Here is a 23,399-nt window from a genome sequence, read left to right on the forward strand (position 1 = left end):
GCGGATATCCGGGCATTGTTTCATGCTTTCGCCGGTCGTGCGTGCGGGCCGCCGCGCGTGCTTCTTCACTTCGGCCATTCGTCCTGCTCGTCGTTGAACAGCGTCGCGACGACGCCGCGCAGCCACGCGGTGCGCGGGTCGTTGTGGTACTTGCGGTGCCAGTGCTGCTTCAGGTCGAAGCGCGGCAGCGCGAGCGGCGGCTCGACCGGCACGATGAACGCGTGCTCGGCCGCGTACGCATAGCCGATCGCGTGCGGCACCGTCGCGATCAGGTCGGTGCGGCTCAGGATGAACGGCAGGCTCATGAAGTGCGGCGTCTCGAGCACCGCGCGGCGCTGCATGCGCTGCTTCGCCAGATATTTCTCGAGCACCTCCTGGCTGCGGCCCTCGGCGCGCACCACCGCGTGTCCGCACGCAAGGAACTGCTCGACCGTGAACGGCGGCGTCTGCTCGAACGGATGGCCGCGTCGCATCAGGCAGACGAACCGGTGCGTGAACAGCCGCTGCTGGAAGAAGTTGTTGCCGTCGAGATCGGGGAAGTAGCCGACCGCGAGATCGATCGACCCGGCCTCGAGGCCGCGTCCGACTTCGTCGTGCGCGAGCGAGACCGAACGCAGGTTCGCGTGCGGCGCATGCGTCGCGAACGCCTGCAGCAGCTTCGGCAGGAACACGATCTCGCCGACGTCCGACAGCGCGATCGAGAACGTATGCGTGCTCGCGGCCGGGTCGAAATCGTGCGGCGCGACGAGGCCGCGCTCGATCTGCGCGAGCGCGTCGCGGGCGGCCGGCAGCAGCGCGAGCGCGCGCGGCGTCGGCTCCATCCCGCGCGACGTGCGCACGAACAGCGGATCGCCGAAGTACTCGCGCAGCCGGCCGAGCGCCGTGCTCACGCGCGGCTGGCTCACGCCGAGCAGGTCGCCCGCACGGCTCACGTTGCGCGTGTCGTCGAGGGCGACGAGGTAGGGAATCAGGTTCAGATCGAGCGCTTCCATCGCCGGGCCGGTATCTCCAGAACGTATACAACATATCTCCTGAATCGCGTTGCCGCATAGTCGGGAAAGCGCTCAAATGTGTTTCATTACTCGAACCAATGTTCTGGAGACGAACAATGCGCACCCAAGTCGCGATCATCGGCGCCGGTCCGTCCGGCCTTCTGCTTTCCCACCTGCTGCGCCTGCAAGGTGTCGATTCCATCCTCGTCGAAGCGCGTTCGCGCGAATACTGCGAGAACCGCATTCGCGCCGGCGTGCTGGAGCAGGGCACGGTCGACACGCTGAACGAAGCCGGTCTCGGCGACCGGATGCGCCGCGAAGGGCTCGAACATCACGGCATCGAGCTGCTGTTCGACGGCCAGCGCCACCGCATCGACCTGTCCGAACTGACCGGCGGGCGCGCGATCACCGTCTACAGCCAGCACGAAGTCGTGCGCGACCTGATCGCGGCCGGCGTCGAGCATGGCCATCAGATGCACTTCGAAGTCAGCGACGTCGCGCTGCACGATATCGAAAGCGAGCACCCGTTCGTCACGTTCGAGCATGCGGACGGCCGCGCGGACCGCATCGACTGCGATTACATCGCCGGCTGCGACGGCTTCCACGGCATCGCGCGCCAGACGATTCCCGCCGAGCGGCTGAACACGTTCGAGCGCGTCTACCCGTTCGCGTGGCTCGGTATCCTCGCCGACGCGGCGCCGTCGCTCGACGAGCTCGTCTACGCACATCACGACAACGGTTTCGCGCTGTTCTCGATGCGCTCGCCGACGGTCACGCGCCTGTACCTGCAGTGCAAGCCGGATGAAGATCTTGCCGAATGGTCCGACGCACGGATCTGGGACGAACTGCACACACGCTTCTCGAACGACACCGGCTGGACGCCGACCGAGGGCGGGATCACGCAGAAGAGCGTGACGCCGATGCGCAGCTTCGTGTCGGAGACGATGCAGCACGGGCGTCTGTTCCTCGCCGGCGACGCCGCGCACATCGTGCCGCCGACCGGCGCGAAGGGCATGAATCTCGCGGTGGCCGACGTCCGCGCGCTGTCCCGCGCGCTGGGCGCGCGCTACCGGACGGGCGACGCGACGCCGCTCGAACGCTATTCGGCGACCTGCCTCGAACGCGTGTGGCGCGCCGAGCACTTCTCGTACTTCATGACGAACATGTTGCACGCGTCGCCGGACGATTCGCCGTTCGTCAATCGCCTGAAGTTTGCCGAGCTGAAGTACGTGACGCGCTCGCGGGCCGCCGCGCAGTCGCTCGCCGAAAACTATGTCGGCCTGCCGTTCGAAGACGCGACGGCCCCCGAGGGAACCCGCCTTGACAATGCGCTGTGTGCGCCCCTATGATCGGCCCATCGTTCGCTAATCGAATCTAGGTTCGAATGGCGAACAAAAGCCGAGGGTCGACGAAGGCCTCCGGCGCGGCACGCGGCACGCGCGTGTCCCCTCGACAGGCCGCGCACGAGCCGCGGGTTCGCATCAGGAAGAGACATGGTCAACAAGATTTTCGAATCGCTTCAGTCGGCGGTCGCCGACGTCCACGATGGCGCGACAATCATGATCGGCGGTTTCGGCACGGCCGGCATGCCGTCGGAGCTGATCGACGCGCTGATCGAACAGGGCGCGCGCGACCTGACGATCGTCAACAACAACGCGGGCAATGGCGAGACGGGCCTCGCGGCGCTGCTGAAGGCGAAAAAGGTGCGCAAGATCATCTGTTCGTTCCCGCGCCAGAGCGACTCGCAGGTGTTCGACGCGCTGTACCGCGCGGGCGAGATCGAGCTGGAACTCGTGCCGCAAGGCAACCTCGCCGAGCGCATCCGCGCGGCGGGCGCCGGCATCGGCGGTTTCTTCACGCCGACGGGCTACGGCACCAAGCTCGCGGAAGGCAAGGAAACGCGCGTGATCGACGGCAAGCCGTATGTATTCGAGACCCCGATTCACGCCGATTTCGCGCTGGTGAAAGCGTACAAGGGCGACCGCTGGGGCAATCTCGTCTATCGCAAGACCGCGCGCAATTTCGGGCCGATCATGGCCAGCGCCGCGAAGGTCGCGATCGTCCAGGTGTCGGAAGTCGTGCCGCTCGGCGCGCTGAACCCGGAACACATCGTGACGCCGGGCATTTTCGTCCAGCGCGTCGTCGAGGTGCCGCAGGCCGCGCACGCGGCCGAGCTGGCCGCCGAACACGCTGCATCGCAAGCCGCCTGACCCGCCTGGAGAAAATCGACATGAAACGACTGACCCGCGATGAAATGGCCAAGCGCGTCGCCCAGGACATCCCCGAAGGCGCGTACGTGAACCTCGGCATCGGCGTGCCGACGCTGGTGGCGAACCACCTCGACCCGAGCAAGGAGATCTTCCTGCACAGCGAGAACGGCTTGCTCGGCATGGGCCCGGCGCCCGCGGCCGGCGAGGAAGACGACGAACTGATCAACGCCGGCAAGCAGCACGTAACGCTGCTCACCGGTGGTGCGTATTTCCACCACTCGGATTCGTTCGCGATGATGCGCGGCGGCCATCTCGACTACTGCGTGCTCGGCGCGTTCCAGGTGTCGGCGAGCGGCGACCTCGCGAACTGGCACACGGGCGCGCCCGACGCGATCCCGGCCGTCGGCGGCGCGATGGACCTCGCGATCGGCGCGAAGCAGGTGTTCGTGATGATGGAGCACCTGACGAAGCAGGGCGAGAGCAAGATCGTCGCGCAGTGCTCGTATCCGGTCACCGGCGTGCAATGCGTGAGCCGCATCTATACGGATCTGGCCGTGCTGGACGTGACGGCCGACGGCCTCGCGGTGAACGAGATCTTCACCGACCTGTCGTTCGACGAACTGCAGAAGCTGACCGGCGTGCCGCTGATCGACGCGACGCAGAAGGCCGCCGCCTGAACGGCAAGCGTGCCGGTGCGCGCATTCGAGCGCACGCCGGCGCGCTTGGGTAGACAATAGGCGCACGCCGTTTCCCCATCTTGATGCCATGCTCGAAGACAGCGCCCGCTTGACCTCCCTGATCTGCGGCACCGAGCCGCTCAACCGGATCTGGTCGCCCCGCGCGACGATCCAGCGCATGCTCGACGTCGAGGCCGCGCTCGCGCGTGCGCTCGCGGCGCAGCAGGTGATTCCCGCCACCGCGGTCGCGCCGATCGAACGCGCGTGCGACGCCGGCCGGCTCGACGCCGATGCGCTCGCGCACGGCGCGGCGCTCGGCGGCAATCTCGCGATTCCGCTCGTCAAGCAGCTCACCGCGCAAGTGAAGGCCGACGACCCCGAGGCCGCGAAGTTCGTGCACTGGGGCGCGACCAGCCAGGACATCATCGATACCGCGACCGTGCTGCAGTTGCGCGACACGCTCGACGTGCTCGAGCCGATGCTCGACGAAGCCTGTGCGTCGCTCGCGGCGCTCGCGCGCACGCATCGCGCGACGCCGATGATCGGCCGCACGTGGCTGCAGCAGGCGCTGCCGATCACGCTCGGCCTCAAATTCGCGCAGTGGCTCGACGCGCTGCTGCGCCATCGCACGCGTTTCCCCGAGTTGCGCGAGCGTTTGCTCGTGCTGCAGTTCGGCGGCGCGGCCGGCACGCTCGCGAGCCTGCGCGAGCATGCGGCCGGCGTGAGCGCCGCGCTCGCGTCCGACCTGAATCTCGCGCTGCCGGCCGTGCCGTGGCATACGCAGCGCGACCGCATCGCGGAAGCCGCGGCGTGCTTCGGCATGCTGACCGGCACGCTCGGCAAGATCGCGCGCGACGTGTCGCTGCAGATGCAGACCGAAGTGGGCGAGCTCGGCGAACCGGCGGCCGCCGGCAAGGGCGGCTCGTCGACGATGCCGCACAAGCGCAACCCGGTCGGCTGCGCGGCCGTGCTGACGGCTGCCGTGCGTGCGCCGAACCTCGTTGCGACCGTGTTCGCGGGGATGGTGCAGGAGCACGAGCGCGCGCTCGGCGGCTGGCAGGCCGAATGGGACGCGTTGCCCGATCTCGCCCGCCTGACGGGCGGCGCGCTCGCGCAGGTCGCGCAGATCGTCGCGGGCCTCGACGTCAACACCGAACGCCTCGCCGCGAACCTCGACCTCACGCACGGGCTGATTCTCGGCGAAGCGGTGATGCTCGCGCTCGGCGACAAGATCGGCCGGCTCGATGCGCATCACGTCGTCGAACATGCGTCGAAGGAAGCGGTGCGCACCGGCGCGACGCTGTTCGACGTGCTCGCGGCCGACGCAACCGTATCGGCCCACCTGTCGCGCGACGCGCTCGCGCGGCTGCTCGATCCCGCACATTACGTCGGCGAGGCGCAGGCCTACGTCGACGCCGTGCTCGCGCTGCACGCGGGTGCGCAATAACCAGGAGAACATTGATGCCTTTCGCCACTGTCAACGGCGTGAAACTGCATTACCGGATCGACCGTACCGCGCGCGACGACGCGCCGTGGCTCGTCTTCTCGAACTCGCTCGGCGCCGATCTGCAGATGTGGGCGCCGCAGATCCGCCCGCTCACGCAGCACTTCAACATCCTGCGCTACGACACGCGCGGCCACGGCCATTCCGATGCGCCGGCCGGCTCGTACACGATCGAGCAACTGGCGGGCGACGTGATCGGCCTGCTCGACCATGTCGGCATCGAACGCGCGCATTTCTGCGGGATCTCGATGGGTGGGCTGACGGGCGCCGCGCTCGCCGCGCGCTACCCGTCGCGCATCGTGCGCGCGGTGCTGTCGAATACCTCGGCCAAGATCGGCTCGCCGGAAGTGTGGGTGCCGCGTGCGCAGAAGGCGCGCGCCGAAGGGATGGCCGCGCTCGCTGGCGCCGTGCTGCCGCGCTGGTTCACCGACGCATTCGTCGAGCGCGAGCCGCGCCTGTTCGACGCGATCCGCGACACCTTCGTGCATACCGACAAGGACGGCTATGCGGCGAACTGCGACGCGCTGAACGCGGCCGACCTGCGCGAGGAAGTGAAGGGCATCGCGCTGCCGGTGCTCGTCGTGACCGGCGACAAGGACATGTCGACGCCGCCCGACCAGGGTCGCGCGCTGGCTGCCGCGATTCCCGGCGCGCGGCACGTCGAATTCGACGCCGCGCACATTTCGAACATCGAGTGCACGGACGGTTTCAACCGTGCGCTCGTCGAATTCCTGACTGCGTGAGGCTCTGCGATGGACGACCAGCAACGTTATGAAGCAGGGATGAAGGTGCGCCGCGCGGTGCTCGGCGATGCGCACGTCGACCGCTCGCTCGAGAACCGCACGGAGGTGACGGAGGAATTCCAGAACCTGATCACGCGCTACGCATGGGGCGAGATCTGGACCCGCGACGGGCTGCCGCGCCATACGCGCAGCCTGCTGACCATCGCGATGATGGTCGCGCTGAACCGCGGCGAGGAACTGGCGCTGCACCTGCGCGCCGCGCGCAACAACGGCGTGACGCGCGACGAGATCAAGGAAGTGCTGCTGCAGACCGCGATCTATTGCGGCGTGCCGGCCGCGAATTCCGCGTTCCATCTCGCGGACAAGATCTTTAAAGAACAGGATGGGGCCGCCTAGGTGGGGCCGCGCAAGACGGCCGGCTGAGTGCCGGCGGCGATCCGATCGCATGGCCGCTGATGCTGGCGAGCCGTGACGATCAACGAGCGCACCGGCAGCGAATCGGCGCGTGAACGAAGGAAAGGCGCGGCCACGAGGCCGCGCTTGTTGCATATATATCAATGTTGGATGCGACCGGTTCGAGCGCTGACGCGCCCACACCGGCCGACAAGGAGACAAGCGATGAACCGCACACCCGTGGTCGATGTCCAGACCTTCATCAACGAGCAGCCGTTCGGCGGCTTTCAATGGCTCGTATTCCTCATGTGTTTCGTGATCGTGCTGCTCGACGGCTTCGATACGGCCGCGATCGGCTTCATCGCACCGTCGCTGCTCGGCGAATGGAACCTCACCAAGCCCGATCTCGCGCCCGTGTTGAGCGCCGCGCTGTTCGGCCTGGCGTGCGGCGCGCTCGTGTCGGGCCCGCTGTCCGACCGGCTCGGCCGCCGCTCGCTGCTGCTCGGCTCGGTGTTCCTGTTCGGCGTCGCATGCCTGATGTCCGCGTTCTCGAACACGATCGGACACCTGACCATCCTGCGCTTCATCACCGGCGTCGGGCTCGGCGCCGCGATGCCGAACGCGGTCACGATGATGGGCGAATTCTGCCCGGACAAGCGCCGCGCGACCGTGATCAACCTGATGTTCTGCGGCTTTCCGCTCGGCGCCGCGTTCGGCGGTTTCCTCGCCGCGTGGATGATTCCGCATTTCGGCTGGCGCAGCGTGCTGGTGCTCGGCGGCGTGACGCCGCTGCTGCTCGGCGTGCTGTTGCTGCTGAAGATGCCGGAATCGGTGCGCTTCATGGTCGCGAGCGGCCAGGGCATCGACAAGATCCGCGCCACGCTCGCCCGCATCTCGCGCGACGCGCTGAACGCCGGCTCGTTCGCGCTGACCGAAGCCGCGCCGCAGACCGGCGGCAAGGGCCTTGGCGTCGTGCTGTCGCGCTCGTACATCGTCGGCTCGGTGATGCTGTGGCTCGCGTACTTCATGGGCCTCGTGATCTTCTACGCGTCGATCAACTGGATGCCGATCCTGCTGAAGGATGCCGGCCTGACGCCGAAGAGCGCGACGCTGATCTCGGCACTGTTCCCGCTCGGCGGCGTGGGTGCCGTGCTGTGCGGCGTGCTGATGGACCGCTTCAACGCAAACCGCGTGATCGCCGTGTGCTACGCGCTGACGGCGGTGAGCGTGTATGCGATCGGGCAGGCGGCCGGCAACGTCGGGCTGCTGGTGCTGGTGGTGTTCGTGGCCGGCGTGCTGATGAACACCGCGCAATCGTCGATGCCGGCGCTGGCCGCCGCGTTCTATCCGACCGAAGGGCGCGGCACGGGCGTCGCGTGGATGCTCGGCGTCGGCCGCTTTGGCGGGATCGCGGGGTCGTTCCTCGTCGCCGAGCTGACGCGTCGGCATTTCTCGTTCGCGGGCGTGTTCGCGACGATCGCCGTCGCGGGCGTGCTCGCGTGTGTCGCGCTGCTGATCAAGCAGATGGCGCGGCCGCATGGCGTGGCGCAGCCGGCAGGCAAGATCGAGTCGCTCGGGCACTGAGCGACCGGGGGCCGGTATGTTGTGCCGGCCCAGTGATGATGGATTCGGGGCAGTTGCAAGCAGATCGACCGACGCACGACAGCAGACCAGGCCGCCTTCGCGGCCCGTCGACATTCCGGCCGGCGCACCGTTACTCTTCCGCGTCGTGTTCCTTGACGAAGTTGCGCAGATACGCGCGCAACGCGGCCTCCCGGCGGCGATGATCGTCGTGGTTCGCGGCGCCCATTTCCTCCTCGTCGCCGAACAGCGTCGGCGGCGCGCAGTAAGTGCCGACTTCGATGTTCTCGCGCAGCACGCGGATATCGTGCGTGAGCGGATGATATTCGGCGATCCAGTGCATGCCTTCGATGTGCTCGCCCGCTCTCAGCATTGGCTTCATCGGCAATCTCCATACAGAGCAGCGGCGCAACCGCCGAAGCGGTTGCACGCGCCCGTATCGAAAGGGTACGCCTGCCTCACGTGAAGCTCAACGGGCGCTTGTGAGCGCTTACTGCGGCAACAGATGGGCGACGAGCGGATACAGCGACAGGATCAGCAGCACGGCCATCGTCACGTTGAAGACGCGCAGCGCGCGGGGATTCGACAGGAAGCGGCGCAGGCCCTGGCCGAACGCGGCCCACAGGCAGATGCACGGGAAGCCGATCAGGATGAACACGACGGACATCCATGCGGCGTTCATTCCGTAGTCGGCGGACAGGCGGACCGTCGTCGCGGCGGTCAGCACCATCATCCACGCCTTCGGGTTGACCCACTGGAACGCGGCGGCTTCGATGAACGTCATCGGCCGCGGCTTGGCGCCGTGAGCCTTCACTTCGCCGGAGGTGCCGATGCGCCATGCGAGGTACAGCAGATAGGCGACGCTCGCGGCTTCGAGGACGGTGTACAGGACCGGCACGCGACGGAACGCTTCGCCGAGACCGAAACCGACGCAGAGCATCAGGATCGCTACGCCGATGCTGATGCCGAACAGGTGCGGCATCGTGCGGCGGAACCCGAAGTTGACGCCGGACGCGAGCAGCATCGTGTTATTGGGGCCGGGCGTGATCGACGTGACGAGCGCGAACAGCATGCCGGCTGGCAGCGCGCTGAGGGTGAGGAATTCCATCGCGGATTCTCCGTTCAGTTCTAGGCTGGAATGGAGATCAGTGTAGCGACGGTTTTCTGTACAGTACCGGTACAGTTGGATTGACGAATGCCGGTACGGGGAGGAGGCGAAGTTTGGTAGGCGCCCGTTTATTTGTTGTTTCTCAGAAAAGATGTCCGCAGTCTCAATTAGTTGTCTTTGAATAATTGACTGCCATCCCGTGCGCAAAGGCTGAGACAAGCCTCGATTCTCGGAAAGTGATAGTGAATATTTTCCTGAATTGGATTCTGGCGCAATGCTTAATCAAGCCCGCTGTATCGTTGTTGCCACGTTGGAGGCGCTTACCGCCCGTTCACGTTTGAGGCTCATCCGCGCGAACGCGCCTGGAAAGTCATTTCTCTAACGGTCCACCGAAGCGTGAGGAGGCCTGAACGGTGACTGCGATGTAGGGCCTCGCGAACAAGTTGAAAATGAAGAGGGATGCAGTCCCTGGCCTTTGCCATGGTGCTGGTTGCCTCGGAACCGCAGTCTCAGATGACTCGACTGACGACGAGCGAATGAGCCTGAACAACGGCCTCCAATGAGCGCTTACGCGTTGTGCGAACCTGAGTTTGAACGAACGATCATCCCGTAGGGGCAAAAGTTCATCCTTCTCGTTCGACGCCCGAAGGACTTGCGGACGGCCCATCTGCCAAGTCGCGCGCTTCGTTCCTAAGCTCGTGAGATCGACTCGCGGACAACCAATTCGACGGAGGCTACCTGATGCCACGACGTGCTCGGCGCAGAGGGGCTGACGATTTGATCCACGAGTATTTCCCCAAGGAGCTCGCCGGATCGGCGGATCGCGACTTCCGTTGCGGTCAATTGAGGCGTGAACGACGACGCTTGAATTCCCCGAAGTTTGTCGTCGTGCGCGATCACCGAGACATCCCGACCAATTTTGAGTCCTCGGTCATGCACCGCTCGATAAACACCCTGTGCGAGAAACACCGATCCGCATAGAAATGCCGTGGGGGGCGAATGCGCTGCGAGCATCTCGCTTGCGACGGCATACCCGGATTCCTCAGTCATCGGAACACCGAATTGATATGCGGGATCGGGCCGTAACCCGTGTTCCTCGTAGGCCCGCAAAAAACCTCGAGCCCGCGCCGCGGCGTAACTGAATTCGGGCAGCCCGTTCAGCATTACGATTCGTCGATGCCCAAGGCTCAGCAGTAGCGATGCTGATTTGAAAAAGACGGCCTCGTTGTCGATGTCGACGAACGCGTAGTCCTCAGACGTTGACGTGCGACCGTGAACAACGAAAGGTATGCCCAGCGATTTGAGTAGCGGAACCCGGGGGTCATCAACCCTCGCGCGGGTAATGATGATCCCGTCAATCGAGCGCGCTGCAGCAAGACGGCGAATGACTGCCTCCTCGCCTTCTTCGCCAAATGGAGCAAGCACCAGGTCGAAGTGCTTGCGATTGAGTGCTTCCGTAATACCGGCCAGGACGTCCACGAAGTTCGTCTGCGCGAGCAACAGCCGTTGCAACGGAAAGACCAGCCCCGCCGCATTTGTCCGTCCCGTTGCCAATCGCCGTGCTGCCTCGTTTGGCCGGTAACCCAGCGCTTCAGCCGCTTCGGTCACGCGCTGGCGAGTCTTTGCGCTGATCTGCGTATGGCCCGCCAGAGCTCGGCTCACTGTCGCCTGGGACACGCCCAAATGGTTCGCAAGCGTCTTGAGATCAACTCTCCCTTTGCTCATGAGGACCGCGCTCCGTTCGTCTGGTTATCCATTGTAACCGCTTTAAATCTATCGAATGCTCGCGCCTGAGTCTTCCACCCGATCCCCGGCAACCCCAGCGCCCCATTCGCGGTGCGACCCCAACCTTCGACGTGCCCATAGATTGTGGAGTCGGCCAAGTAGGGTTGAGTCGAAGTAACGATGGATGCGCTGACTGGCCGAAATAGCGAAGGAGATTCGAACAAAGATGCGAAGAGCAGCATAAAAATCCAAACAGCCTTCGTCCTGGCCGGCCCAAAGGATAAGCGCTTTAATTTTTGTGGCTGCCATCGGAAGCGCCTAGCCAGGAAGCGCAGGCGTAAACCCCTATGTTTCAGGTAGTTTGCCGCTGTTGACAGCATGATTCGTTGGGAACAGTATACGCAAGCGCTTTAAATTATTGTGCGTGATCGAGGCTCAACGAGCCGCGGGTGCAATTGGTGCCAAAGCCGTGCACCAACCAGATATCAGCTTAGTAGTGCCAACCGAGCAGACTGCGGCGACGTCGATTGGTCGCGCCAGGCTCGACGTCAAGCGCAACGAGCCGAACGAATCACATACGGAGACATCTCGATGCAATTCCTCAAATCGACTGTGGCAACTGCGAGCGTCCTCGCTGCATTGCCCGTGTACGCGCAAAGTAGCGTGACCCTTTACGGTGTCGTGGACACGGGCATCGTGTACCAGAACAATCAAAGTTCGCTCGGCGCGACGTCCGGTGGCCACTCGGCTGTCAAATTCGCCTCCGGCATCTGGAACGGCAATCGATTCGGCCTGCTGGGTTCCGAGGATCTGGGTGGCGGCACGAAGGTCATCTTCAAGCTCGAATCCGGCTTCAATCTCAATACCGGTGGCCAGCAATATGCAAACGCGCTGTTCGGGCGGCAATCCTACGTGGGTGTAGCGAATACGAGTTTCGGTACCCTGACCGCGGGGCGTCAGTACACGTCGTACTACACGATGCTTTCCCCCTATAGTCCGACCACCTGGCTGACTGGTTACTTTGGCGCACACCCCGGCGATCTCGATTCACTTGACACAAACTATCGCGCCAACAACTCGCTGGTTTATACGTCGCCCAAGCTTCACGGATTCACTTTCAGCGGCTCGTATTCGATCGGCGGCGTTCCGGGCAGCTTGAATAGCGGCTCCACCTGGAGCGTCGGTGCGCAGTATCAGGCAGGTCCGATGGGAATTGCTGCTGCTGTTCAGCGCGTGAACAATTCGACGCCGGGTGGCGGCGTATGGGGAGCCGACTCGACCACAACGTCGGGCGGACAGGTCGGCGTTTCTTCGGTGACGAACGGTTATCAGACGGCCGCCGCGCAGCAGCGCATTGCGGTGACAGCCGGCTACGCGTTCTCGCCGCGGTGGGACGTATCGGCGTCGTATTCGAACGTTCAGTACATTCCCGGCGTGCACTCCAGCTTCGCGAACACGGCCACCTTCAACACAGCCGGGGCAGTCCTTCATTTCAAGCCGGTGTTGCAGTGGGACTTGGCCGCCGGATATAGCTTCACGCGCGCCACGAAGGCAAACGGCATGACTCATGCGGCGCAATATCAGCAGTTCAGTCTCGGCGAGTATTACAGTTTGTCGAAGCGCACCGCCATCTATGCCCTCCAGGCCTTCCAGACCGCGAGCGGGCAAACGCTTGGCACGGCGGGAGCCGGGCATGTCATCGATGCAACGGCGACCGTCGGCGACGGGACGCAGAGCACCCCTTCGTCCGGCCGTCGCGTGTTTGCGGCTGGCGTAGGCATCGTTCACCGGTTTTGATTGGGAAGGGTCACGAACATGAACTCGACCAACTCACAATCCCGTCGCACGGGATCAATCGAAACGGCACAGATTGCCGCTCCCTCGGCGGGGCATGACGCGAGCTATCAAGGGCTGCAAGCGAAGCGGGGCGGCGTCTATGCGTGGTTCGTTCTCGCCCTCCTCTCGGTCGTTTCGTTTCTCAACTACGCCGATCGGACCGTCGTCACGGCGATCATGCCGACCCTGCAGCACACCTTCAATCTGACCGACCTGCAGCTCGGCTGGCTCAACGTCGCGTTCAAGATGTTGTACGGCGTCGGATGTATCTCGACCGGCTATATCGCCGACCGTCTGGGGCGAGGCTATACGATCCTGTTCGGGCTCGTGTTCTGGAGCATCTGTATTCTCGTCAGCCCGATCCAGGCGTCGTTCATCGGCTTTCTGACGATGCGGGCGCTGACCGGATTTGGCGAAGGGTCGTATTTCCCTTCCGGAACGGCATTGATCAGCGGCATCCACAACGATCGCTCGCGGTCGACTGCCCTGTCGATTCACCAGGCCGCAACATTCATCGGCGGGCTCGTGGGCGCCGTGTCGGTCGCCTATCTGGCTGAACATTACACCTGGCACCTGGCGTTCTACGGATACGGCACGTTCGGCATCATCTGGGCCGGCATTCTCTATTTCGCCATCCGGCGCTACATGAAAAGCGGCAAGGCGACGCCAGCACGGGCCACAACGAATGGCGGAGCGCGGGTCAATACTTATCGTGTCGTGCTCGGAATTCCGTCGGCGGTCTTGCTCATCGTCGTTTTCTTCTGCGGGAACTTCGTGGCGGACGCGTTGTGGACCTGGGCGCCGACCTATTTCTACCGTCAGTTCAATACGTCGCTGACCGTATCCGCATTCTTCGGGAGCATCCAGAACATCTCGGCACTCGCCGCGGTGCTTCTCGGCGGAGTGATGGGCGACCTCATCTCTCGACGCTTCGTCCAAGGACGATTCATTGTCCTCGGCGCGAGCCTGCTGATCGCAACAGGCTTCGTTCTCGGGGCGGGATTATCGAGCAATGTCACAGTCGCCGTCTTGTGCCTCGTCGGTGCGGGCTTCTTCAAGGGTGCGTATGACGCGAACATCTACGCTGCGCTGCACGACGTAATTCCGTCATACGCTCGAGCGACAGCGACTGGCACGATGCTCGCGATTGGCGTTGTCGGCGCAAGTGTGTCGTCAATCACGTTTGGCGCACTCGCGAAACCGTTCGGACTCGGCAACTGCTTCGCGATCTTCTCGAGTCTGTTTTTCATCGGTGGCGTGCTGATCCTGACGCGACTCGGTGCGATCCGACAGGACGTCGAACGGGTGCGCAGCACTGCATCCTGACGTTCTCCAAACGATTCAGTTTCTGTATCGAGACTCCGCAACCGGCAGACGAACCTCGTGTTCGTCTCCCCATATTCATCCAATAGAGCGAGCTGCGGGCCGCAGCTCGCAAGAGGCACCATCATGAAAATTCAAGACTCCAGTCGTTTTCCCGCACCGGTCTATACCGAGACTGTCCTCTCCCCCCTCTTCGAAGGCGCCAAGCAGCACCATCGAAATTTTCAACGTGTCGACCGCGCGCATCTGGTCATGCTGAAGGAAACGGGCGTGATCGACCGCGAGACGGCATCGTCGATCGGCCGTGCGCTGCTGGATATCGAGCGCGAACTCGATGTCGACGCGTTGACGTACACGGGAGAGTTCGAAGACTACTTCTTCCTGATTGAAGGAGAGCTGAAGAAGCGGCTCGGCGTCGATATCGCAGGGCGGCTCCATACCGCGCGGTCGCGCAATGACATGGATCACACCCTGTTCAAGCTCGCCATGAAACCCCAGATCGACACGCTGCTGGTAAAGGGTCGCCTGCTCGCGCGGTCCCTGCTGGAGACCGCGCAGCGTGAGCAAGCAACACTGATCGTTGCCTATACGCATGGGCAGCCGGCACAACCGACCACGTTCGGACACTATCTGGCAGCAGCAATCGAGGTACTGTTGCGCGACATTGACCGCCTTCAGGGGGCGCGTGAACTCGTCGACTTGTGTCCGATGGGGGCTGCGGCGATCACGACGACCGGGTTTCCGATCGATCGACATCGCGTGGCAGAGCTTCTCGGATTCTCCGCACCGCTCAGAAATTCCTATAGCTGCATCGCGGCCGCCGACTATGTGACGTCGACGTATTCTGCAATTGAACTGATGATGCTGCACCTTGGCCGACTGGTGCAGGACTTCCAGTTCTGGTCGAGCTTCGAAGTCGGCCAACTCTACGTTCCGAATGCGTTCGTCCAAATCAGCTCGATCATGCCGCAGAAGCGCAATCCGGTACCGATCGAACATCTTCGACTGTTGGCATCGCATGCGATGACGCGCTCGCACGCGATGCTGACCGTCATGCACAACACGCCGTTCACCGATATGAACGACAGCGAGGGCGAAACCCACACGCAAGGCCACACTGCATTCGCTCTCGCCGGTCGGGTGCTGGATCTGCTCGCCGGATTCGTGAAGGTACTGACGGTGAATGAAGACAAGGTCCGCGCGAACATTGGAAGGAGTTGCATCACGGTCACGGAGCTGGCGGATACGCTGGTACGGACCGAGGGACTTTCGTTCCGGCAAGCCCATGAAATCGCCGCCCATACGGCTAAAGCCGTTGTATCGATCGAAAGCAGTCTTGCCGAGCGCGGTTACCCGTTTTTCCGAGAAGCATTCGTGGAAACATGTGATCGCGTGCCGAGCATCGACGAGTCAATGTTCCAGGAAATCGTCTCGCCCGAGCATTTCATCTCGGTTCGTGACCGTTTCGGCGGCCCGGCTCCAGCCGCACTCAACGCAGCCCTGGAGGCATATGCCAGCAGGCTAACTGAATTCGACGAGGTCGCCGCGGCGACGTCCGAGCGCGAGGGCCATGCCACCGCCAATCTGCGAACCGCCTTTGCGAGCGTCGTCGAAGCTTAGATTCGGATCGACTATCCACCTGCATCGCCCGCTGTTCTGTCCGAGGCGCTCTTGCCACGGGGCAGTCGCAGCGCGCGATGTTCTCCGCGATCAGCCGACGCGATACCCGATATGCGTTTTCCGGTCCATCGTTGGGCGAGCACAGCGCACAGATGCCTCGTTGGTTTTCTCAATCACGCTCTCTATGCAACACAGCCTCACTCGCGCCTTCACGTTCATTCTCTATGGCGGCACCGGCGATCTCGCGATGCGGAAGATCCTGCCGGCGCTCTATCAGGCACATCGCGACGGTAAGCTCGCCACGAATGGCAGAATCGTCGCCGTCGCCAAACCCGAATTGGACAGCCATGCGTTCTCGGAATGGGTCAATGAGCGCGTGCGCCCGCATGCGTTCATCGCGTGCGGTGATGAAGCAACGTGGTCCAGCTTTCTTGCGCGGTTGTCCTACGTCAGCCTGGACCTCGGCAGCGAGCGTCAATTCGAAAAACTGAGTGAAGTGCTGAATGCCGAGAATGCGCAGGATGCAGTTCGTGTGCATTATCTCGCCACGGCTCCGTCGCTGTTCGTCCCGATTTGTCGAGGTCTTGCCGCGACCGGCTTGAATGCTGGCGCTCGAATCGTATTGGAGAAGCCACTCGGCCATGACTTGGCTTCCTCTAGATCGATCAACGACACGGTAGGCGAAGTCTTCCGTGAGGACCAGATCTTCCGGATCGATCATTACCTTGGAAAGGAATCAGTTCAGAACCTGTTGGCCCTTCGCTTCGCGAACGCATTGTTCGAGCCGCTATGGCGTCGCGAATGGATCGACAATATCCAGATTACTATCGCCGAGAATCTCGGTGTCGAAGCGCGCGGCGCCTTTTACGATCAGACCGGTGCCCTGAGGGACATGGTGCAGAACCATCTTCTGCAATTGCTCGCGATCACCGCGATGGAGCCGCCACAGAATATGTCCGCGGACGCGGTTCGCAACGAGAAGTTGCAAGTCCTGCGTGCCCTGAAGCCCATCAATGTCGATGACATGCACCGTCAAGTGGTATTTGGTCAGTATCAACGCGGCTACTGGAAGGGCGAACCCGTGCCGGCCTATGCGGCCGAGACGGGCGTACCGACCAATACCCAGACCGAAACCTACGTTGCGTTGAGGGTTGAGATCGAAAATTGGCGCTGGGCTGGAGTCCCGTTCTTCCTCCGGACGGGAAAGCGAATGCCCGAACGAGTTACCGAGATTGTCGTCAATTTCAAGCCCGTTCCGCTTTCTGTTCTCGGGCCGTCTGTTTTCGCTGCGGGTGCGAATCAATTGGTGATTCGTCTGCAGCCCGATGAATCGATTCGTCTCTACTGTCTTGCAAAGCAACCTGGCGACGGTATGCGGCTACAGCGCGTGTCACTCGATCTCGCATTCGATCGTGTGTTTCCGGGGCGCAGTATGGACGCGTACGAGCGACTGCTGCTCGATGTAATCGATGGGCGCCTCTCACTCTTCGTGCGACGAGACGAACAAGAACAAGCGTGGCAGTGGGTACAACCGATCCTCGAGGCGCCGGCGCGTGATCTACACCCGAGGCCGTATGCGGCGGGAACGTGGGGGCCGGCTGCAGCCAGTTCACTACTTGCCGCTGCAAGGACATGCTGGCGGGAAGAAGAAAACTGACGAACTCACGCTGCCCCAAAGTTGCGACGAATTTGTACCTTGTATGAGATGCGAGATGAGCGATTTGAACTTGCAAGCCGACGACAGTAGCAACGTGGAGTACTGCGTCGATGAACCGCGATTACTTGCCGACGTCGGCGGAACCAACGCGCGCTTTGCGCTCGAGACGCGCCGCGGCCGATTCGATCATGTTCGCGTCTATCAATGCAGCGGCTTTCCAGGTATTTGCGAAGCCATTCACAGATACCTGCAAGAGGTGGCCGTCGCGCGTGTTCGTCACGCGGCTGTGGCAATCGCGAATCCCGTTGATGGTGACTGGGTGGCAATGACCAATCATGGTTGGCGTTTCTCGATCGACGCGACAAAGCAAGCGCTAGGCCTCGATGACCTTTGCGTCGTCAACGACTTCACTGCATTGGCAATGGCATTGCCGTATCTGCGTGAGTCTCAGCTCCGCCAAATCGGTAGCGGCGTGGTTCGTTCCGGCGGGGTCGTCGGTCTCATCGGCGCTGGTACCGGATTGGGCGTCTCGGGTCTGATACCAGCCAGTGGACAATGGATACCGCTCGCCGGCGAAGGCGGACACGCAACCTTTGCGCCTTCAGACGAACGCGAAGTCGCCGTCCTGCGGTATGCATGGAAGGTCTGGCCTCACGTATCGTTTGAGCGTCTTGCGTCCGGCCCTGGCATCGCAGTCATTTATCGCGCGCTCAAGGCACGATCCGATGGCCACGACGGTGATTTGCCGACGGAGGAAATTGTCCGCCGCGCACTCAATCTTGATCCTCTGTGCGCCGAGGTCCTTGATTGTTTTTGCGGCATGCTCGGAACGGTCGCCGGCAATCTCGCGCTGACGCTCGGCGCGACCGGCGGTATCTATGTCGGAGGAGGTGTTGTGCCTCGATTAGGGGAGTTTTTCGAACGTTCGCCATTCCGGCAGCGCTACGAAGAAAAAGGGCGATTCAACGCGTATCTGCGCAATATTCCGACGTTTGTGATTACCGACGAGTACCCTACGTTTTTGGGCGTGTCTGCCATTCTGGAAACGTACCTCAAGAGCGGCGCACGCCCCGGACATGCAGGTCAAGACAGGGGTTCGATTTAAGCCCGATTGCGAAGTTTTCGGGCGGGCGCAGATTTATTCTCCGGCCCGCTTGAACTCCATCAACGAATGGTCGATCTGTTCTGCTTCGCCTTAGCATTTCCATGGGCGTCCGTTGCACGACACTCCGCTGAGGCGGGCACGGCTCTACCGAGCTTCAGCTTGCTAGGCGTGCAGCCGCATATGGCGGCGCATGGAGTACTCCAGACTCCCGGCTTTTTGCTGCTGAATTGCATGCTCTGAGCAGCACATGCCACGCTGGCGTTCCCACGCCACGATGATCACGGGCCCCGTAACGCATCGGTGATCACCCGGGACGGGAAGTGAAATAAATGGGGCCACGACAAGGCACCGTGAGACTTGCCCGGACTAACGAGCCGTGCGAACTGCATGGGACGAGGAAATATCGCGTCCATCGTATAGCCACGAACGATCGAGATGCACGCCGAGTTCCGTCGAATTCTCATCGGATTCAGCCAAGATCCTATTCAAGGACCGAGTGTGGCCACCGCCGATAAGAGTCACACCGGCGCGCTCGCCGCTTTCTGCACGAGATGTACCGAGGGAGCCGGACAACTGTCCAAAGACAGCTTTTCTGAGAATTTTCGTGCCCAAGGACACTTTTTCTGAGACGAGCAGCGTGCACTCGTCTCAGAAAAGATGTCCAAGTCCTTGATTTTTCAAGAGGGGCAAAGACATCTTTTCTGAGAGCCCACATTATTTGTGTTGTTTCTCAGTCGGCGCATGACGACGCATGCTACCCGCCCGCCGCAACCCGCCCCTTCACACACTTGAACCACAGCCTCGCAGCCCCGACCCCACCCGCGACCGGAATCCGCGGCAACAGAAACGGATCGTCGGTCGCACCGGCGCATCCGCGCCGGGTCGTCGTCGCATTGCCGTAACCGGCGGCGATGACCTGGTCGCGCACGCGTGCGTCGAGATCGCCGTACGGATAGCAGAACGATTCGACGCATTGGCCGCTCAGCATTTCGAGCTGCCGCTTCGATTCGGTCAACTGAAACGCCGATACATGTGACGGCGCGTACGACAGTGCCACATGATCGAGCGTATGCGAGCCGATTTCATGGCCGTGATCGCGCCACGCGAGCATGTCCGCGCACGTCATCAGCGGCGAGCGCGCAGTCGGCGCACCGGCATCCCAGTCGTTCGCGCCGCCGAACCGACCGGCGACGAAATAGCAGGTCGCGGTGAACCCGAGCGCGTCGAGCACGGGCATCGCATGCGTCAGCACGTTGAGAAAGCCGTCGTCGAACGAGATGCCGAAGACCTTGCCCTGCCGTTCGCCGCGCAGGTACGGCTGCAGTTCGCGCACGCTCAACCCGCGGTAGCCGAGCCGACTGAACAAGGTCATCTGGCGGCGGAACGCGTCGGGCGCGACGCTCAGGCTGCGCAGTCGGTCGGTCGGCGGCGGGAGCGGGCGGATCTGGTGATACATCAGGATCGGATAGCGTGGGGTGCGCGCAAGCATCGGTGGATCGCAGGAAAGTGGGGTTATGCGGCCTTGCGGAAAATCCGCAGGGTCTTGAAGTCGCCGATCTCGGCGAAATCGGCATGCGCGGCCCACTTCGCGATGATCGGCTCGGCTTTCCGGTAGGCCGACGATTCCTTGTGGCGCCGGTCCCGGTACTTCTTCCAGATATTCATTGCCATTTCGCGGATCTCAACGAGGTCACCCAGCGGGAGGAGTTGTGTCGAACCGATTGCTGATAAACGGACAAGGTCGCGTCGACGAACGCGTCGAACGAGAACTCTCGCTTGCCTTTCCGCCGCGCGCTGCGTCCCATCGCGCGGACGCGGCCCGGATCCTCCGCGATCGCGCGCAGGATCGCTTCGATCGCCGCGGGCTCGCGTGGCGGGACGACCCAGCCGTCCACGCCCGGTTCGACGTTCTCGGGCAGCCCGCCCACACGCGTCACGATCGCGGGGCAGCCGAGCGACATCGCTTCGCGGCACGCATACGACAGGCTCTCGTGATACGACAGCACGAACGACACGTCGATGATCGAGAACGGCGCCCGCACATCGTCGAGTCGCCCGGTGAATGCGGTGCGCGACGCCATGCCGTGCCGCGCGAGCTGCTCGCGCTGTTCGCCGGATGGCTCCGCGCCGACCAGCAGCACGCGAAACCGCTCGCGCTCGGCTTCGGGCAGGCGGCCGAGTGCGGCGATCAGGTCCATCCACCCTTTTTCTGGCGCGGTGCCGGCGCTGCTGCCCAGCACGATCGCATCCGCGCCGGCCGCGCCGAACAGCGCGATCTTGCGGCGGCGGATCTCGTCGGCCGCCAGTCGTTCGGCGGCCGGCCGGCGCACGCCGTGCTTGACCACCGTGACGTTTCCGTATGGCGAGCGCAGCGCGAGCATGCTCGCGACGTAGTCGCTGACCGCGATCGTGTGGTCGGTGGCCAGCCGGGCGCGCAGCAGGTTGCCGAAGCTGTCGGCGCGATAGGTGTTGTGCTTGGTCAGCACGACCGCGGGCCGATACCGGCAACCGAGCAGCGCGAGCATGACCTGCCGGTGATCGGCGGACCCGTTCACATGGATCACATCGAAGCGCTCGGCGGCGATCCGCTGGCGCAGCCGGAGAATCTCCCGGCACAGCCGGTTCCAGCGCGGCTTGAATTCCATGTCGAAGATGGCCACGTCGGGAGTGTCCTTCAGCAGTCGCGACAAGCGGCTGCCTTCCGGCGACGCGACGGTCACGCGGTGATGACGGCTCATCGCGACGGCGAGATCGCGGACGTAGGTGTCCTGTCCGCCGCCATAGTCGCCGTGGAAATTAGTGTAAAGAATGTTCATCACGATGCCGCTTTTTCCCGATCCTTCATTTCAAGGAATACTGACGAAATGAATAACTCGGCCTGATGGAAGCCATGACGCGAACGCGGTCCCGCATTTCCCGCTCGGAATTGCGCGTTGACGTCGATGCACGATGTCGACGCGAATCATTTCCAAATATTACAGACCGTTTACGTGCCGTAGTGTCGAGGTCTGCGCAGGTTTGTGAGAATGTGTCGCGATCGCTTGATCGTGTCGCTGCCTGCGTGACGATTTCGGCAGGCCGGGCGTGGCAGGCGTCCCTTTCCCGGCGGGTTCGGGACGCAGATCAACCCGTGCTGCTTTCAGATTTGAAAGCCGGCGAGCCATTTGCGTTAGAATGCCCCCCCTGTCCGCCATGGCGAGCGCCGATGGCGGGCAGGTCGCACCCAGAGAGACGTGGGTTTCGATTCGCAGCCGGACGCGGAAGCTGTGCCAGCCGTTAGCAACATACGCTTTGTGATTTGGATTACTAATGAAGAAGAAGCACAACATCACCAGGTACATCGTCGTCGCGATGATGCTGGGTATCGCCGTGGGTTACGCCTGCCATAGCGCGTTTCCCGACCCGAAGATGGCGAAGGAGGTCGCCGGGTACGTGTCGTTGCTGTCCGATGTGTTCCTGCGCCTGATCAAGATGATCATCGCGCCGCTGGTGTTCGCGACGCTGACCGTCGGCATCGCGCAGATGGGCGACGGCAGCGCGGTGGGCCGCGTGGGCGTCAAGGCGTTCGGCTGGTTCTTCATCGCGTCGTTCACGTCGCTGCTGCTCGGCCTGCTGACCGCGACGATCCTGCAACCCGGCAGCCACCTGAGCCTGCCGCTTCCGGCATCCGATGCGGCGCTCAACCTGAAGACGGGTGCGTTCACGCTGAAGGATTTCGTCGTGCACCTGGTGCCGAAGTCGATTGCCGAGGCGATGGCGAACAACGAAATCCTGCAGATCGTCGTGTTCTCGATCTTCTTCGGCTCCGCGCTGTCCGCGCTCGGCGAAGCGGGCAAGCGCCTGACCGCCGTGATCGACGATCTCGCGCAGGTGATGCTGAAGGTGACGGGCACGGTGATGTGGTTCGCGCCCGTTGCGGTGTTCGCGGCGCTCGCGTCGACGATCACGACCGAAGGGCTCGGCATCCTGCTCACGTTCGCGAAGTTCATGGCGAGCTTCTATCTGGCGCTCGCGCTGCTGTGGGCCGTGCTGACGCTCGCCGGCGTGACGTTCCTCGGCAAGCGCGCGTTCACGCTGCTCCGGCTGATCCGCGAGCCGTTCCTGCTGTCGTTCGCGACGGCCAGCTCCGAGGCCGCGTATCCGAAGCTGCTGGACGCGCTCGACCGCTTCGGCGTGAACCGCAAGATCTCGAGCTTCGTGCTGCCGATCGGCTATTCGTTCAACCTCGACGGCTCGATGATGTACTGCACGTTCGCGGTGCTGTTCATCGCGCAGGTGTACGGCATCCATCTGCCGCTCGGCACGCAGATCACGATGCTGCTGATGCTGATGGTGACGTCGAAGGGGATGGCCGGCGTGCCGCGCGCGTCGCTCGTCGTGATCGCGGCGACGCTCAATCAGTTCAACCTGCCCGAAGCCGGCTTGCTGCTGATCATGGGCGTCGACATGTTCCTCGACATGGGGCGCTCGGCCACCAACGCCGTCGGCAACTCGATCGCGGCGGCCGTAGTCGCGAAGTGGGAAGGGCAGCTCGACGCGCCGCGCGATGGCGACGATCCGGACGGCGCGCGCGTCGCCGAGGTGAAGGTGAGGGAAACGTCGGCTTGACGCACGGCAATGCGGTGGCGCAAACGCTGCATTGCCTGACCCGCAGCAAATGATATTCGCCGGCCTGGATTCGACACGGATTCAGGCCGGCGTTTTCGTTTGGGGACAGTGGATTTTTCCCGATACTGCCGAAATGGCATTCGCCGTTTCAATCCATCGTCGTTGAATCCCCGGCGATATTCCCGGCGGCGAATGCCTGATTTTCTCCATTTCCGATCTGGCGCGTAAGTGACCATTTACTGACGCGAAGCCGCGCTCGCCGCAAGCGCGGGCGATTCGCAATTTTTTTCGATTTATATAACGCTATTCTCGCCCTG

The 23,399-nt window shown here is 62.9% G+C and carries 19 protein-coding genes and 1 pseudogene; 13 read left to right on the forward strand and 7 right to left on the reverse strand.

The genetic code is table 11. The features are described 5' to 3' along the window. Nucleotides 1–65: 65 nt before the first annotated feature. Nucleotides 66–992, reverse strand: a complete 927-nt coding sequence (locus LGM42_RS10095) for a LysR family transcriptional regulator (protein ID WP_226232132.1) — start codon at nt 990–992, stop codon at nt 66–68. Between the two features lie 116 nt (nt 993–1,108). On the opposite strand from LGM42_RS10095, the gene pobA reads away from it, so the two are divergent. The 7 genes from pobA (at nt 1,109) to LGM42_RS10130 (ending at nt 8,103) form a co-directional block, all read left to right on the forward strand. Then, a complete protein-coding gene (gene pobA / locus LGM42_RS10100) occupies nt 1,109–2,341 on the forward strand; it encodes a 4-hydroxybenzoate 3-monooxygenase (protein ID WP_226232133.1) in 1,233 nt (410 codons plus the stop codon). A gap of 144 nt (nt 2,342–2,485) precedes the next feature. Continuing rightward, nucleotides 2,486–3,202, forward strand: a complete 717-nt coding sequence (locus tag LGM42_RS10105) for a 3-oxoacid CoA-transferase subunit A (RefSeq protein WP_034205770.1) — start codon at nt 2,486–2,488, stop codon at nt 3,200–3,202. Between the two features lie 20 nt (nt 3,203–3,222). Further along, nucleotides 3,223–3,879, forward strand: a complete 657-nt coding sequence (locus tag LGM42_RS10110) for a 3-oxoacid CoA-transferase subunit B (protein WP_226232134.1) — start codon at nt 3,223–3,225, stop codon at nt 3,877–3,879. Between the two features lie 88 nt (nt 3,880–3,967). Then, nucleotides 3,968–5,326 carry a 3-carboxy-cis,cis-muconate cycloisomerase gene (locus LGM42_RS10115; RefSeq protein ID WP_226232135.1) on the forward strand — a complete coding sequence of 453 codons (1,359 nt, stop codon included), beginning with the start codon at nt 3,968–3,970 and terminating at the stop codon, nt 5,324–5,326. 14 nt (nt 5,327–5,340) lie between these two features. Continuing rightward, nucleotides 5,341–6,126: a 3-oxoadipate enol-lactonase gene (pcaD, locus tag LGM42_RS10120; protein WP_226232136.1), complete on the forward strand. Its 786-nt coding sequence runs from the start codon at nt 5,341–5,343 to the stop codon at nt 6,124–6,126. Between the two features lie 9 nt (nt 6,127–6,135). Next, a complete protein-coding gene (gene pcaC, locus LGM42_RS10125; RefSeq protein WP_059581279.1) occupies nt 6,136–6,522 on the forward strand; it encodes a 4-carboxymuconolactone decarboxylase in 387 nt (128 codons plus the stop codon). 222 nt (nt 6,523–6,744) lie between these two features. After that, nucleotides 6,745–8,103 (forward strand): MFS transporter, encoded by a 1,359-nt coding sequence (locus LGM42_RS10130; protein WP_060968130.1) that lies wholly within the window; start codon nt 6,745–6,747, stop codon nt 8,101–8,103. 130 nt (nt 8,104–8,233) lie between these two features. On the opposite strand, the gene LGM42_RS10135 is transcribed toward LGM42_RS10130, so the two are convergent. From LGM42_RS10135 to LGM42_RS10145, 3 genes are all read right to left on the reverse strand, one after another. Then, nucleotides 8,234–8,482, reverse strand: a complete 249-nt coding sequence (locus LGM42_RS10135) for a hypothetical protein (RefSeq protein ID WP_059581274.1) — start codon at nt 8,480–8,482, stop codon at nt 8,234–8,236. Nucleotides 8,483–8,590: 108 nt separating this feature from the next. Further along, nucleotides 8,591–9,208: a LysE family translocator gene (locus LGM42_RS10140; protein WP_059581272.1), complete on the reverse strand. Its 618-nt coding sequence runs from the start codon at nt 9,206–9,208 to the stop codon at nt 8,591–8,593. Between the two features lie 690 nt (nt 9,209–9,898). Then, a complete protein-coding gene (locus tag LGM42_RS10145; RefSeq protein ID WP_205782488.1) occupies nt 9,899–10,933 on the reverse strand; it encodes a substrate-binding domain-containing protein in 1,035 nt (344 codons plus the stop codon). Between the two features lie 591 nt (nt 10,934–11,524). Here LGM42_RS10145 and LGM42_RS10150 point away from each other — a divergent pair. The 5 genes and pseudogenes from LGM42_RS10150 to LGM42_RS10170 all read left to right on the forward strand — a co-directional run. Continuing rightward, entirely contained in the window at nt 11,525–12,730 is a 1,206-nt protein-coding gene (locus LGM42_RS10150) for a porin (RefSeq protein WP_060317512.1), read from the forward strand. Between the two features lie 18 nt (nt 12,731–12,748). Next, nucleotides 12,749–14,095, forward strand: coding sequence for an MFS transporter (locus LGM42_RS10155; RefSeq protein WP_226232137.1), 1,347 nt, complete (start codon nt 12,749–12,751; stop codon nt 14,093–14,095). 123 nt (nt 14,096–14,218) lie between these two features. Next, a complete protein-coding gene (gene argH, locus LGM42_RS10160) occupies nt 14,219–15,712 on the forward strand; it encodes an argininosuccinate lyase (RefSeq protein ID WP_060317506.1) in 1,494 nt (497 codons plus the stop codon). Nucleotides 15,713–15,896: 184 nt separating this feature from the next. Next, nucleotides 15,897–17,369 carry a glucose-6-phosphate dehydrogenase gene (gene zwf / locus LGM42_RS10165; RefSeq protein WP_226232138.1) on the forward strand — a complete coding sequence of 491 codons (1,473 nt, stop codon included), beginning with the start codon at nt 15,897–15,899 and terminating at the stop codon, nt 17,367–17,369. A gap of 55 nt (nt 17,370–17,424) precedes the next feature. Continuing rightward, a pseudogene (locus LGM42_RS10170) lies at nt 17,425–18,429 on the forward strand (glucokinase); the annotation flags it as partial. Between the two features lie 799 nt (nt 18,430–19,228). On the opposite strand, the gene LGM42_RS10175 reads toward LGM42_RS10170, so the two are convergent. From LGM42_RS10175 to LGM42_RS10185, 3 genes are read right to left on the reverse strand one after another with little or no spacing between them, the layout of a single operon-like run. Next, nucleotides 19,229–19,963, reverse strand: coding sequence for a polysaccharide deacetylase family protein (locus LGM42_RS10175; protein ID WP_226232139.1), 735 nt, complete (start codon nt 19,961–19,963; stop codon nt 19,229–19,231). A 23-nt stretch (nt 19,964–19,986) separates the two neighbouring features. Beyond that, nucleotides 19,987–20,139: a hypothetical protein gene (locus LGM42_RS10180; RefSeq protein WP_155634572.1), complete on the reverse strand. Its 153-nt coding sequence runs from the start codon at nt 20,137–20,139 to the stop codon at nt 19,987–19,989. Then, entirely contained in the window at nt 20,136–21,290 is a 1,155-nt protein-coding gene (locus LGM42_RS10185) for a glycosyltransferase (RefSeq protein ID WP_060314635.1), read from the reverse strand. The genes LGM42_RS10180 and LGM42_RS10185 overlap by 4 nt, the downstream gene beginning before the upstream one ends. A 493-nt stretch (nt 21,291–21,783) precedes the next feature. On the opposite strand from LGM42_RS10185, the gene LGM42_RS10190 reads away from it, so the two are divergent. Continuing rightward, nucleotides 21,784–23,082, forward strand: coding sequence for a dicarboxylate/amino acid:cation symporter (locus LGM42_RS10190; RefSeq protein ID WP_059645106.1), 1,299 nt, complete (start codon nt 21,784–21,786; stop codon nt 23,080–23,082). Nucleotides 23,083–23,399: the final 317 nt, after the last annotated feature.

Source organism: Burkholderia sp. AU39826 (assembly GCF_020419965.1).
Classification (GTDB): Bacteria; Pseudomonadota; Gammaproteobacteria; order Burkholderiales; family Burkholderiaceae; genus Burkholderia; species Burkholderia semiarida.